Origin of the sequence: Nissabacter sp. SGAir0207, from assembly GCF_005491205.1 — a bacterium.
In the GTDB taxonomy this organism is placed as follows: Bacteria; Pseudomonadota; Gammaproteobacteria; order Enterobacterales; family Enterobacteriaceae; genus Chimaeribacter.
In genome coordinates this window covers 2651169-2664536 of record NZ_CP028035.1, presented here as the reverse complement: position 1 = coordinate 2664536, position 13368 = coordinate 2651169, and the positions used below count along the sequence as shown (strand labels likewise).

The 13368-nt window shown below is 64.6% G+C and carries 12 protein-coding genes and 1 riboswitch; of the genes, 8 read left to right on the top strand and 4 right to left on the bottom strand.

All coding sequences use genetic code 11. The features are described 5' to 3' along the window. Positions 1 to 31: 31 nt before the first annotated feature. Together C1N62_RS11765 and bioA are read right to left on the bottom strand one after the other, a co-directional pair. A complete protein-coding gene (locus C1N62_RS11765; RefSeq protein WP_137763811.1) occupies positions 32 to 1072 on the bottom strand; it encodes an NADP-dependent oxidoreductase in 1041 nt (346 codons plus the stop codon). 158 nt (positions 1073 to 1230) lie between these two features. Then, entirely contained in the window at positions 1231 to 2499 is a 1269-nt protein-coding gene (bioA, locus tag C1N62_RS11760; protein WP_137763810.1) for an adenosylmethionine--8-amino-7-oxononanoate transaminase, read from the bottom strand. Positions 2500 to 2634: 135 nt separating this feature from the next. On the opposite strand from bioA, the gene bioB reads away from it, so the two are divergent. Genes bioB through bioD form a run of 4 tightly spaced genes read left to right on the top strand, consistent with a single transcriptional unit; the run spans position 2635 to position 6257 of the window. Continuing rightward, entirely contained in the window at positions 2635 to 3672 is a 1038-nt protein-coding gene (bioB, locus tag C1N62_RS11755; RefSeq protein WP_137763809.1) for a biotin synthase BioB, read from the top strand. Between the two features lie 6 nt (positions 3673 to 3678). Next, on the top strand, positions 3679 to 4830 hold the full coding sequence (bioF, locus tag C1N62_RS11750) for an 8-amino-7-oxononanoate synthase (RefSeq protein ID WP_137763808.1): 1152 nt from the start codon (positions 3679 to 3681) through the stop codon (positions 4828 to 4830). Beyond that, entirely contained in the window at positions 4814 to 5590 is a 777-nt protein-coding gene (gene bioC, locus C1N62_RS11745; RefSeq protein WP_137763807.1) for a malonyl-ACP O-methyltransferase BioC, read from the top strand. Before bioF ends, bioC begins: the two co-directional genes overlap by 17 nt. Beyond that, positions 5583 to 6257 (top strand): dethiobiotin synthase, encoded by a 675-nt coding sequence (gene bioD / locus C1N62_RS11740; protein WP_137763806.1) that lies wholly within the window; start codon positions 5583 to 5585, stop codon positions 6255 to 6257. The genes bioC and bioD overlap by 8 nt, the downstream gene beginning before the upstream one ends. 4 nt (positions 6258 to 6261) lie before the next feature. On the opposite strand, the gene C1N62_RS11735 is transcribed toward bioD, so the two are convergent. After that, a complete protein-coding gene (locus tag C1N62_RS11735; RefSeq protein WP_137763805.1) occupies positions 6262 to 6969 on the bottom strand; it encodes an ATP-binding cassette domain-containing protein in 708 nt (235 codons plus the stop codon). A 1209-nt stretch (positions 6970 to 8178) separates the two neighbouring features. Here C1N62_RS11735 and uvrB point away from each other — a divergent pair. Both uvrB and C1N62_RS11725 read left to right on the top strand, forming a co-directional pair. Next, entirely contained in the window at positions 8179 to 10185 is a 2007-nt protein-coding gene (gene uvrB, locus C1N62_RS11730; protein WP_137763804.1) for an excinuclease ABC subunit UvrB, read from the top strand. 67 nt (positions 10186 to 10252) lie between these two features. Further along, positions 10253 to 10498 carry a VF530 family DNA-binding protein gene (locus C1N62_RS11725; protein WP_137763803.1) on the top strand — a complete coding sequence of 82 codons (246 nt, stop codon included), beginning with the start codon at positions 10253 to 10255 and terminating at the stop codon, positions 10496 to 10498. A gap of 27 nt (positions 10499 to 10525) precedes the next feature. Here the strand turns inward: C1N62_RS11725 and yvcK are convergent, their stop codons facing one another. Beyond that, positions 10526 to 11434 carry a uridine diphosphate-N-acetylglucosamine-binding protein YvcK gene (gene yvcK / locus C1N62_RS11720; RefSeq protein WP_137763802.1) on the bottom strand — a complete coding sequence of 303 codons (909 nt, stop codon included), beginning with the start codon at positions 11432 to 11434 and terminating at the stop codon, positions 10526 to 10528. 235 nt (positions 11435 to 11669) lie between these two features. After that, positions 11670 to 11819, top strand: a riboswitch (molybdenum cofactor riboswitch). Between yvcK and moaA the strand changes: the two genes are divergently transcribed. Continuing rightward, on the top strand, positions 11810 to 12796 hold the full coding sequence (moaA, locus tag C1N62_RS11715) for a GTP 3',8-cyclase MoaA (RefSeq protein ID WP_137763801.1): 987 nt from the start codon (positions 11810 to 11812) through the stop codon (positions 12794 to 12796). It overlaps the preceding riboswitch by 10 nt. A gap of 25 nt (positions 12797 to 12821) precedes the next feature. Next, positions 12822 to 13367, top strand: a complete 546-nt coding sequence (moaB, locus tag C1N62_RS11710) for a molybdenum cofactor biosynthesis protein B (RefSeq protein WP_137763800.1) — start codon at positions 12822 to 12824, stop codon at positions 13365 to 13367. Position 13368: the final 1 nt, after the last annotated feature.

Here is a 13368-nt window from a genome sequence, read left to right as displayed (position 1 = left end):
GTTGCCTCCTCATCAAGTGGCTGCGTGGGGATCACTCATCCTCCCCGACGCGTACCACAACCTTGCCAAAATTTTTCCCTTCCAACAGGCCAATCAGCGCGTCCGGCGCGTTCTCCAGCCCCTCGGTGATGTCCTCACGGAAGGCGATTTTCCCCGCGTCGAACCACTCGCCCATCTGGGCGGCGAACTCGTCATAGCGGTGGCCATAGTCATCAAAAATAATGAAACCCTGCACCCGCAGGCGCTTGCGCAGGATCATGCCAGCCAGCAGCGGCAGGCGATCCGGGCCATCCGGCAGGTTGGTGGCGTTGTACTGCGACACCAGCCCGCACACCGGGATGCGCGCCTTGGTATTGAGCAGCGGCATCACCGCGTCAAACACCTTGCCGCCGACATTCTCATAGTAGACGTCGATGCCGTCCGGGCAGGCGGCCTTCAGCTGCTCGGCGAAATCCTCGGCGCGGTGATCGATGCAGGCGTCAAAGCCAAACTCCTCCTGCGCGTAGCGGCACTTCTCCTCGCCGCCCGCGATGCCGACGGCCCGGCACCCCTTGATTTTGGCGATCTGCCCCACCAGCGAGCCGACCGGGCCGGTGGCGGCGGCGACTACCACGGTTTCGCCCGGCTGCGGGTCGCCGATGTCCAGCAGCCCCATAAAGGCGGTGAAGCCCGGCATCCCGAGCACGCCCAGCGCCAGCGACGGGTGGTCAGCGATGCGCGGATCGAGCTTCTTCACGCTGTCACCGGCCACCGCGCTGTAGTCCTGCCAGCCGGTGGAACCCAGCACCCAGTCACCCTCCTGAAAATCGGGGTGGCGCGAGGAGACCACGCGTGACACCGCGCCGCCGGTCATCACCTCGCCAATCTGGACGGGCGCGGCGTAGGAGGGGGCGTCACTCATGCGGCCGCGCATATAGGGGTCGAGGGAGAGAAAGACGGTGCGCAAGACCACCTGCCCTTCGTCCGCCTGTGGGATCGGGTGCTCCTCCTGGCGGAAGTTCTCTGCCGTTGGCGCGCCATGCGGGCGCGACGCCAGGACCAGACGACGGTTAACGGTTTTGCTCTGACTCATCACTCACTCCTTTTGGTTGGATAGGAAACACCATCCCTAAGTATAGGCATGAGTTCTTAGGATTTTATGCGGTGTAAACCAACGGAGGCAGTGAGGGCGCGCCGGGCGGGGCGGCAGCGGGAAAAATAAAGGGGAAGCGCAGCGGCTTCCCCTTGGCATCAGGCCAGCGCGGAGGCGATGGCACCGGTCAGGCGGCGCAGTTGCACCGGCGTGATGATGTAGGGCGGCATCAGGTAGATCAGGCGGCCAAACGGCCGGATCCACACCCCCTGCTCCACGAAGTGGCGTTGCAGCCGCGCCATCTCCACCGGCTCGCGCATCTCTACCACGCCAATCGCCCCCAGCACGCGCACCGCCGCCACTGCCGGGTGGGCCGCCAGCGGCCCCAGTTCGGCCTTCAGCTGCGTTTCAATGGCCGCCACCTGCGCCTGCCAGCGGTTCTCCGCCAGCAGCGACAGGCTGGCGGAGGCCACGGCGCAGGCCAGCGGGTTACCCATAAAGGTCGGGCCATGCATGAAGCAGCCCGCCTCGCCATTGCTAATGGTCTCGGCGACGTGGCGGGTGGTGAGGGTGGCGGAGAGCGTCATATAGCCGCCGGTCAGCGCCTTGCCGAGGCAGAGGATATCCGGCGTGATGCCAGCATGTTCGCAGGCGAATAGCTTGCCGGTGCGGCCAAAACCGGTGGCGATCTCATCGGCAATCAGCAGGATGCCGTGGCGATCGCACAGCGCGCGCACCGCCTTCAGGTACTCGGGATGGTAGATGCGCATCCCGCCCGCGCCCTGGACTACCGGCTCCAGAATCACCGCGGCAATCTCCGTGGCATGGGCCGTGAGCAGCGCCTCAAACGGCGCAATGTCGCGGGCGTCCCACGGATCGTCAAAGCCGCACTGCGGCGCGTCGGCGAACAGGTGGTGCGGCAGGTAGCCTTGGTAGAGGCTGTGCATCGAGTTCTGCGGGTCACACACCGCCATCGCGCCGAAGGTGTCGCCGTGGTAGCCGTGGCGCAGCGTCAGCACCCGCTGGCGGGACTCGCCGCGCGCCTGCCAGTACTGCATGGCCATCTTCAGCGCCACCTCCACCGCCACCGAGCCGGAGTCGGCCAGGAACACGCACTCCAGCGCCTCCGGCGTCATCGCCACCAGCTGGCGGCAGAGCCTGACCGCTGCCGGGTGGGTGATGCCGCCAAACATCACATGGGACATCTGCCCCAACTGCGCGCTGGCCGCGGCATTCAGCGCCGGGTGGTTGTAGCCGTGGATCGCCGCCCACCAGGAGGACATGCCATCCACCAGCCGCCGGCCATCGGCCAGCGCCAGCTCGGCGCCCTCGGCGGCCACCACCGGGTAGCAGGGCAGCGGGGCGGTCATCGAGGTGTAGGGGTGCCAGATATGGCGTTGGTCAAAGGCTAAATCGTCATCAGTCATCAGGAGAACCCGGCGGAGAATGGTAAACCACACAGTCTACACAAAGTTTACCGTAAACTTAATAGATCTGTTTTGGTTGACAGGTCGGCGGTGTTATTTACACTGTGCCCACAACACTGATAAGGAGATGCCGCCGTGGCACAACGTATTCACTGGACGCTTGAGCAAACCCAGGCCCTGTTTGACAAACCCTTCCTGGAGCTGCTGTTCGAGGCGCAACAGGTGCATCGCCAGCACTTCGACCCGCGCCAGGTGCAGGTCAGTACGCTGCTTTCTATCAAGACCGGCGCCTGCCCGGAGGATTGCAAATACTGCCCGCAAAGCTCGCGCTACAAAACCGGGCTGGAGGCAGAGCGCCTGATGCAGGTGGAGCAGGTACTGGAGTCGGCGCGCAAGGCGAAGGCCGCCGGATCGACCCGCTTCTGCATGGGCGCGGCGTGGAAGAACCCGCATGACCGCGACATGCCCTATCTGGAGCAGATGGTGCAGGGCGTCCGGGAGATGGGCATGGAGACCTGCATGACGCTGGGCACGCTGAACAGCGAGCAGGCGCAACGGCTGGCGCACGCCGGGCTGGACTACTACAACCACAACCTCGACACCTCGCCCGAGTTCTACGGCAGCATCATCACCACCCGCAGCTACCAGGAGCGCCTCGACACGCTGGATGAGGTGCGCGGCGCGGGCATCAAGGTCTGTTCCGGCGGCATCGTTGGGCTGGGCGAGACGGTGCGCGACCGCGCTGGCCTGCTGATGCAGCTCGCCAACCTGCCGACCCCGCCGGAGAGCGTGCCGATCAACATGCTGGTGAAGGTGAAGGGCACGCCGCTGGCCGATAACGAAGACGTCGATCCGTTCGACTTCATCCGCACCATCGCAGTGGCGCGCATCATGATGCCTGCTTCCCACGTGCGCCTCTCGGCGGGCCGTGAGCAGATGAGCGAGCAGACGCAGGCGATGTGCTTTATGGCGGGCGCGAACTCCATCTTCTACGGCTGCAAGCTGCTGACCACGCCGAACCCGGCGGAGGACAAGGATCTGATCCTGTTCCGCAAGCTGGGGCTGAACCCGCAGGCCACCGAGGTGGAGCACGGCGACAACCAGCAGCAGCAGGCGCTGGCGGCGCAGCTGGTCAACGCGGATACCGCGCAGTTCTACAATGCGGCCCTGTAACGCGCCATGAGCTGGACGGAACGCATCACCACGGCGCTGGCCGCCCAGCACGCCGCGGCCGCCTACCGCCGCCGTCTGCCGAATCAGGGCGGCAATGGCCGCTGGCTGGAGCAGGCGGGGCGGCGCTACCTCAACTTCTCCGGCAATGACTATCTGGGGCTGAGCCGCGATGCGTCGGTGATCGCCGCCTGGCAACAGGGCGCGGCGCAACATGGCGTCGGCGCGGGCGGCTCCGGTCACGTCACCGGCTACAGCGAGACGCACCAGCGCTTCGAGCAGCGGCTGGCCGCATGGCAGGGCTACCCGCGCGCGCTGCTGTTTATCTCTGGTTTCGCCGCCAATCAGGCGGTGCTGGCGGCGCTGTTGCAGGAGGGCGACCGGGTACTGGCAGACCGGCTGAGCCACGCCTCGCTGCTGGAGGCGGCGATGCACGCGCCCGCCACCCTGCGCCGCTTCGCCCACAATGACCCGGCCGCGCTGGCGCGCCTGCTGGCGACGCCGCACCACGGCGAGACGCTGGTGGTCACCGAGGGGGTGTTCAGCATGGACGGTGACGCCGCCCCGCTGGCGGCACTGGCGGCAGAGACGCGCCAACAGGGCGGCTGGCTGCTGGTGGATGATGCCCACGGCGTCGGCGTGGTGGGGGAGCAGGGGAGCGGCAGCGCCCGCCTGCACGGCGTGCGGCCGGATCTGCTGGTGCTGACCTTCGGCAAGGCGTTTGGCGTCAGCGGCGCGGCAGTGCTGTGCGAGGAGGCGACCGCCGAATTCCTGCTGCAACGGGCGCGCCACCTGATCTACAGCACCGCGATGCCCGCCGCCCAGGTGTGCGCGCTGGACGCGGCGCTCACCGCCCTCCAGCAGGGCGATGGCCTGCGTGCGCGGCTGCACCAGCATATCCAGCGCTTCCGCGCCGGGGTGGCCGGGCTGCCACTGCAACTGGCGGCGTCCCAGACCCCGATCCAGCCGCTGATCGTCGGCGACAATCAGGCGGCGCTCGATCTGGCCGCCCGCCTGCGGGCGCAGGGGCTGTGGGTCAGCGCCATCCGCCCGCCGACGGTGCCGCCCGGCAGTGCCCGGCTGCGTGTGACGCTGACCGCTGCGCACCAGCCGGAAGATATCGACCAACTTTTGGAGGCGCTCCATGCTGCCTGTCGCTGACCGCCCAACGGGCGTCAACAAACCCGCGGTGGCGGCGGCCTTCAGCCGTGCCGCCCACAGTTATGATGCCGCCGCCGACCTGCAACGCCGGGTTGGCGAGCGGCTGATGGCGCTCGCCGCCATCCCCCCGCAGGCCAGGGTGCTGGACGCCGGTTGCGGCACCGGCCACTTCAGCCGCTGCTGGCGTGCCGCTGGCCATGAGGTGTGGGCGCTCGATCTGGCGCCCGGCATGGTGCAGCAGGCACAGGCGCTGGACTCCGCCGACCGCTACCTCACCGGCGACATTGAGGCGCTGCCCCTGCCGGATGCGGTGGTGGACGTTGCCTTCAGCAGCCTGGCGGTGCAGTGGTGCGACGCCCTGCCAGCGGCGCTGGCGGAGTTGTACCGCGTCACCCGCCCCGGCGGCGTGATCCTCTTCTCCACGCTGGCCGCCGGTTCGCTCAGTGAACTGGCTCAGGCGTGGCGGCAGATTGATGGCGGCACGCACACCAACCGCTTCCTGCCGGTGGAGCAGATCGCCGACGCCTGCCGCCCCTACCGGCATGAGCTGGGTTTCAGCACCGAGGTGGCGCGCTTTGAAGACGTGCGCGCCCTGATGCGCTCGCTGAAGGGCATCGGTGCCACCCACCTGCATGAGGGGCGCAACGCCGGGCTGACCGGCCGCCAGCAACTGGCGCAACTGGAGGCCAGCTTCCCGCGCCGCGACGGGCTGTGCCCGCTGAGTTACCAATTGGTTTATGGAGTGATTTACCGTGATTAAACGCTATTTTGTCACTGGCACTGACACCGAGGTGGGCAAGACGGTGGCGAGCAGCGCCCTGTTGCAGGCGGCGGCGCTGGCGGGCTACCAGACCGCTGGCTACAAGCCGGTGGCTTCCGGCAGTGAGATGACGCCGGAGGGCGCGCGCAACAGCGACGCGCTGGCGCTGCAACGCCACAGCACGCTGGCGCTGGGCTATGAGGAGGTCAACCCCTGCACCTTCCTCGAGCCGACCTCGCCGCACATCGTCAGCCGCGAAGAGGGGCGGCCGATTGAGGCAGCCACGCTCTCCGCCGGGCTGCGCCAGCTGGAGGCGCGCGCCGATTGGGTGCTGGTGGAGGGGGCGGGTGGCTGGTTCACGCCGCTGGGCGAGGGCTTCAGCTTCGCTGACTGGGTGGTGCAGGAGCAGCTGCCGGTGATTCTGGTGGTGGGGGTAAAGCTGGGCTGCATCAACCACGCGCTGCTGACGGCGCTGGCGGTGCAACAGGCCGGGTTGCCGCTGGTGGGCTGGGTCGCCAATGGCGTGCAGCCAGCGGGCCGCCGCCACGCCGAGTATATGGCGACGCTGCGCGAGCTGCTGCCCGCGCCGCTGCTGGGCGAAATTCCCCATCTGGAGAACCTTGACGCGCCGCTGGGGCACTACTTGGATCTCAGCGCGCTGACCTAAGCGGCTACATCAGGTAGTGGCTGATCAGCTGGTCGTCGAGCTGGTCGAGCGTCCCCTCCGCTACGTTGCGGCCACGGTCGAGCAGGAAGAAGCGGTCAGCGACGCGGCGGATGAACGGCAGGCGGTGCTCCACCAACAGCACCGTCAGGCCGAGGTCGCGGTTGAGGCGGTGGATGATGTTGCCCATCTCCGCCATCAGTTCCGGCTGCCCGCCCTCCGTCGGCTCATCGAGGATCAGCAACTCCGGCTCCGGCACCAGCGCGCGCGCCATCGCCAGTTGCTGCTGCTGTGGCCCGGTCAACTCCCCGGCGCGCCGGCTGCCCATGTCATGCAGCGCCGGGAAGAGGTCAAACACCACGTCGGGAATGGCGCGTCGGCCGTGGCGCGCGGCCATCAGTGCCACGTGCAGGTTCTCCTCCACGCTGAGCTGGGAGAAGATGGGCCGCCCCTGCGGCACATAGCTGATGCCGAGGGCGGCGCGCGTCTCCACCGGCTGTTGCAGCAGGTTCTGCGGCGGCTCATCGCCGCGCTGCCAGATGACCGTGCCGCTCTTCACCGGCAGATGGCCCATGATGCAATTCACCAGCGTGGTCTTGCCGACGCCTGCGCGCCCCAGCAGGCAGGCGCACTCGCCGCGCGGCAACTCCAGGTTGACATCCCACAGCGTGTGGGTCTGCCCATAATATTGGTTGACTGCTTTCACGCTTAACATCTCACACTCTCCCCCAGATACGCCTTCATGGTCAGTGCAAGCCCACCGTGTCAGGTGGCGCTCGCTGCGCGTGGTGCGCCGGCATACCTTCCCAGGCTGGCCGTCAATGTGCAGAACCGGTTATCCGTCATCAGCGTGCCGTTCATGCTGCATAGCGGGCGCAGAGTGCAGGGTGCTGAGTGAACATGGTCTGTCGCCGCCCATCCCCCCGGACAAACCACAGCGAAACGCCGCGTCGGCAGTGATAAATGGGCCAAAGCCAGCAAATGCCCGGCTAAAGCAGGGAGACGGCGACAGGAAGGCAGTGTATCGCCCCGGTGCCCTGAAACAGGAAAAACCTCCCCTGACAGAGAGAAAGCAATCTTCAGGCCAGTTTCACGCAGCGCGGGGAGAAACGTGAAGTTAAGCGGTTGTTAATGAATGTCGGGCTGAAAAGGTTGCTCTATAAATAAGCAATCCTAATCTTTTGGCCCATGCGGGGGAGGGGGCCTGCACCCTGCCGGTGCCTTGCCGAATGGTGCTGGTGCAGCGCGGAATTCGGGTTGCTGCAACTTGCACCAATACCCCGGCGCAAAGTAGGGTTCCTGCCGCTGGCAAGAGGGCGCGTTAGTCTTTATCAGCATATATAGCCAGTAAAAGTGGAATAAAATTAACTAAAAAAAGCCATTTATTCCTCATTGATATGCCAAACACCGTTTTTTGCCAACTCCCGCCGTCTGCGGGCCTGTGTGAGTTATCCACCATTCCTGTGGATAACCTTGTGCATTAGATTGAGAAAACTCTCTGCAAGCAAGGCGGGGCGCGGCTTGGGGCCAGATTGCCGTCAATCTCCCCTTTTTGTAAAAGGCTTTCTCTTTCAGCAGGTTATTAAAAAACAAGTCACCGCTGACTGCGCGATGAAAACGGCGTGAATAAAATGCTAAATTTTAACACCAGGTTAATTTTCGCTGCGTTCTGGGGATAAAATCTGGTATGTGACAAAACCATCATTTTTTTGTCACACCGCTGCGCATCGCCCCGCCCATCTTGGGGCAGGGCTGCCAACCGGGCAAAAAAGCGCCTTTGAACCTGGGATTATATCCAGTAGAATAGGGGTGGAAAAAATCGCGCCGGCCTCCATACTTACTAGCCGTGCGGGCGCCTTTTCGCGTCGTGGGGCATCTTCCCCTTACGCAGCGTTGCACGACTCTCCAACAGGTAGCCTATTCAATGAGTAAAACGTTCAAACTTCGTTCCGATTTCAAGCCGTCCGGGGATCAGCCCGAGGCGATCCGCCGCCTGGAAGAGGGGCTGGAGAACGGACTGGCGCACCAGACACTGCTCGGGGTGACCGGTTCCGGCAAGACCTTTACCGTCGCCAACGTCATCGCCGACCTCAATCGCCCCACTATGGTGCTGGCACCCAACAAGACGCTGGCGGCGCAGCTCTATGGCGAGATGAAGGAGTTCTTCCCGGAGAATGCCGTGGAGTACTTCGTCTCCTACTACGACTACTACCAGCCGGAAGCCTACGTGCCCAGCTCCGACACATTCATCGAGAAGGACGCGGCGGTCAACGAGCATATCGAGCAGATGCGCCTGTCGGCCACCAAGGCGCTGCTGGAGCGGCGCGACGTGATCGTGGTGGCCTCGGTCTCCGCCATCTACGGCCTCGGCGATCCCAATACCTACCTGAAGATGATGCTGCACCTGACGCGCGGCATGTTGATCGACCAGCGCGCCATCCTGCGTCGGCTGGCGGAGCTGCAATATGCCCGCAACGATCAGGCGTTCCAGCGCGGCACCTTCCGCGTGCGCGGCGAGGTGATTGACATCTTCCCGGCGGAGTCCGATGACCTGGCGCTGCGTGTGGAGCTGTTCGACGAGGAGGTGGAGCGCCTGTCGCTGTTCGACCCGCTCACCGGCCACCTGGAGCAGGATGTACAGCGCTTCACCATCTACCCCAAGACCCACTACGTGACGCCGCGTGAGCGCATCCTGGAGGCGATGGAGGGCATCAAGGAGGAGCTGGCTGACCGCCGCAAGGGGCTGCTGGCGAACAACAAGCTGCTCGAAGAGCAGCGCCTGACCCAGCGCACCCAGTTTGACCTGGAGATGATGAACGAGCTGGGTTACTGCTCCGGCATTGAGAACTACTCGCGCTACCTCTCCGGCCGCGGGCCGGGCGAGGCCCCGCCGACGCTGTTTGACTACCTGCCGGCCGACGGCCTGCTGGTGATCGATGAGTCGCACGTTACCATTCCGCAGCTTGGCGGCATGTACCGCGGCGACCGCGCGCGCAAAGAGACGCTGGTGGAGTATGGCTTCCGCCTGCCGTCGGCGCTCGACAACCGCCCGATGCGCTTTGAGGAGTTTGAGGCGCTGGCACCGCAGACCATCTACGTCTCGGCGACCCCCGGCAACTACGAGCTGGAGAAGTCAGGCGGCGAGGTGATTGACCAGGTGGTGCGGCCGACCGGCCTGCTCGACCCGCTGATTGAGGTGCGCCCGGTGGCCACCCAGGTAGATGACCTGCTCTCTGAGATCCGCAAACGCGTGGCGATCAATGAGCGTGTGCTGGTCACCACACTGACCAAGCGCATGGCGGAGGATTTGACCGAGTACCTGGAGGAGCATGGCGAGCGGGTGCGCTACCTGCACTCTGACATTGACACCGTGGAGCGTGTCGAGATCATCCGCGACCTGCGTCTGGGCGAGTTTGACGTGCTGGTGGGCATCAACTTGCTGCGTGAGGGGTTGGACATGCCAGAGGTGTCGCTGGTGGCGATCCTCGACGCCGACAAAGAGGGCTTCCTGCGCTCCGAGCGTTCGCTGATCCAGACCATCGGCCGCGCGGCGCGTAACCTGAACGGCAAGGCGATTCTCTACGGCGACAAGATCACTAACTCGATGGCGCGCGCCATTGAGGAGACGGAGCGCCGCCGCGCCAAGCAGATGGCTTACAACGAGGAGCATGGCATCACGCCGCAGGGCCTCAACAAGCGCATCGCCGACATCCTGCAGATCGGCCAGCCGACCTCGCGCACCAAGCAGAGCAAGCGTGCCGCCGAGGCGAAGGCCACCTACAACGCGCTGTCGCCAAAGGCGCTGGAGAACAAGATCCGCGAGCTGGAGGCCAAAATGTACGTCCACGCCCAGAACCTGGAGTTCGAGGAGGCGGCCAACGTGCGCGACGAGATCCAGCAACTGCGCGAGCAGTTCATCGCCGCCTCCTGAGGCCGGCGTTTGCCGGGGCGCATAAACCTGTTAAGGTGTGCGCCCCGATTTTTTGAGGCACGCGGCCATGACACACTCCCCCACATCTTCCAACGATCCGCTGCACGGCATTACGCTGGAGCGGCTGCTGACCGAACTGGTCGATCACTACGGCTGGCCGGGTCTGGCCCAGCGCATCAACATCAACTGCTTCAAGAGCGATCCGAGCATCAAGTCGAGCCTGAAATTCCTGCGCCGCACCCCGTGGGCGCGCCAGAAGGTGGAGGAGCTTTACCTCGACACCCAGCACAACAATCCCTGGAAGCAGCCATAAAAAAACCGCCGGTTCGGCGGTTTTTTTTCACTTCATCAACTGCAATGCCCGCTCCAGCGCCCGGCGCAGCAACTCGCGATCGTGGCGGTAGGGGATGTCGCTGGCCTCCAACGGCTGCTGGATAACCAGCCGCCCGTCAAGCCCGTCTGTATTCACCTGTGGCCCGGCAATCACCGCCTGAATCGCCCGGCGGCCGATGCGTTTCTCCATCAGGCTCAGCTTGTCCGCCAGCGACAGCGAGGCGGCGGCGACGCTCAGTTCGCGCCCCAGATTGCCGATGTAGAGGATCGGCGCGCTGCTGCGGCGCAGGGCGGTCGCCAGCTCCTCCAGCAACAGCAGCGGCATCAGGCTGGTGAGGAAACTGCCCGGCCCAATCAGGATGATGTCAGCGTGGGCAATCGCCTCCAGCGCCTCGGCGGTGGCGTGCACCGGCGGCGACAGCATCAGTTGCTGCGGCATGTGCTGCAACTGATCAACGTCCACCTCGCCATAGACGTGGTTGCCCTCGTGGTCGAGCGCCACCAGATCCACCGGCTGCTCTGACATCGGGATCAGTTGGGCGTCCACCTTCAGCAGGCTGCGCACCAGATTGATCGCCTCCAGCGGCCGCACGCTCAGATTGTCCAGCGCTTTCAGCATCAGGTTGCCAAGGTTGTGGCCAGCCAGTTCGCCATTGCCGCTGAAGCGGTACTCAAACATCGCCGAGGCGACGCTCGGCTCGGTGATTAGCTGGTTGAGGCAGTTGCGCATGTCGCCCCAGGCGATGCCGCCCTCCGAGCGGCGAATGCGCCCGGTGGAGCCGCCGTTGTCGGTGGTGGTGACAATGCCGGTCAGGCGCGAGCCGAGCGGGGAGAGGGCGGACATCACTCGGCCCAGTCCGTGGCCGCCGCCAAGGGCGACGACCCGGTCGAGGTCAGCTAATGTTCTGTTGCGCATAGGGATCCTTCTTGAGATCGGTACGGGGGCCTGGCGGCAGGCAACCCTGACGCGACGGCGGCGATTTTACCTGAATTTTATCCCGGCTGTTACCGGTGGTTGCGAAGCAAGCGGTTGCGCGGCAAATTCCGTTATATATCAATGTATATAGCGAAAAAGCGGATTGGCGCTGCGCGCAATTTAGCGCTAAAATTTCCCACTCAATGCGTCCTGACCCCCCGCCACACGCGGCCGGTTGGTGACCACACTCCTAGCCTTTGCGCCTAAGTCATTTTTCTTACTGACATAAATGATATGGCGCCCTGGCCGTGGCGAACGCCACCAGGGTGCGAGGCAGAAATGCCTGCATCTCCCGTATTTGGAAAGGTGTTACAGGTGCCCCAACTTACCGATGCTTTTGCGCGCAAGTTCTACTACTTGCGCCTGTCGATTACCGACGTATGTAATTTCCGCTGTACTTACTGCCTGCCGGATGGCTACAAACCGAGCGGCCATGCCAAGAAGAGCTTTCTGTCGCTGGATGAGATCCGCCGCGTCACCCGCGCCTTCGCCGACCTCGGCACCGAAAAGGTGCGCCTGACCGGCGGCGAGCCGAGCCTGCGCCGCGACTTCTGCGAGATCATCGCCGCGGTGCGTGAGAACCCCGGCATCCGCACGCTGGCGGTGACCACCAACGGCTACCGCATGGCGCGTGACGTCGCTGCCTGGCGCGATGCCGGGCTGACGGCGATCAACGTCAGCGTCGATAGCCTCGACGCCCGCCAGTTCCATGCCATCACCGGGCAGGACAAGTTCCGCCAGGTGATGGCCGGCATCGATGCCGCCTTCGAGGCGGGCTATGAGAAGGTGAAGGTCAACGCGGTGCTGATGCGCGGCGTCAACCACAACCAACTGCCGGCATTCCTCAACTGGATAAAAGATCGCCCGATTCAGCTACGCTTTATTGAGCTGATGGAGACCGGCGACGGCGGCGACCTGTTCCGCAAGCACCATCTCTCCGGTGAGGTGATCCGTGACCAACTGCTGGCCGCTGGCTGGCAACTGCAACTGCGCGGCCGCAGCGATGGCCCGGCGCAGGTGTTCCGCCACCCGGACTATTGCGGTGAGATTGGCCTGATCATGCCCTACGAGAAGGACTTCTGCGCCAGCTGCAACCGCCTGCGCGTCTCGGCGATCGGCAACCTGCACCTCTGCCTGTTCGGTGAACAGGGGGTGCCGCTGCGCGACCTGCTGGCCGATGACCGCGATCGCGAGGCGCTGCTCGATCGCATTCAGGGCGGGCTGCAACGCAAAAAGCAGACCCACTTCCTGCATCAGGGCAACACCGGCATCACGCAAAACCTCTCATTTATCGGCGGCTGATCCGCCGTTTCGTCAAGGAGCTTCTATGAGCAAAGCCGGCAGCGTCTTTATTCCCGCCCAGCTTGCGGTGCTGACCGTGTCCGACTCCCGCACCGAGGCTGACGACACCTCGGGCGACTACCTGCGCGAGGCGGCGCATGAGGCTGGCCACCGCGTGGTGGTGAGCCGCATCGTGAAGGATAACCTCTACCAGATCCGCGCCGTGGTATCGGCGTGGATTGCCGACCCGGATGTGCAGGTGATTTTAATCAACGGCGGCACCGGTTTCTCGGCGCACAACACCACGCCAGAGGCGCTGCGTCCGCTGTTTGACCGCGAGATCGAGGGCTTCGGCGAGCTGTTCCGCATGGCCTCCTACGAGGAGATCGGCACCTCGACCATCCAGTCGCGCGCCATCGGCGGCCTCGCCAACCAGACGGCGATCTTCGCCATGCCCGGCTCGACCCGCGCCTGCCGCACCGCCTGGGAGCGCATCATTGCCGAGCAACTCGACGCGCGCCAACGCCCCTGTAACTTTATTCCGCACCTGAAGGCCCTGCCGCAGGACGACGGAACGGATGAGAACGAGTAAC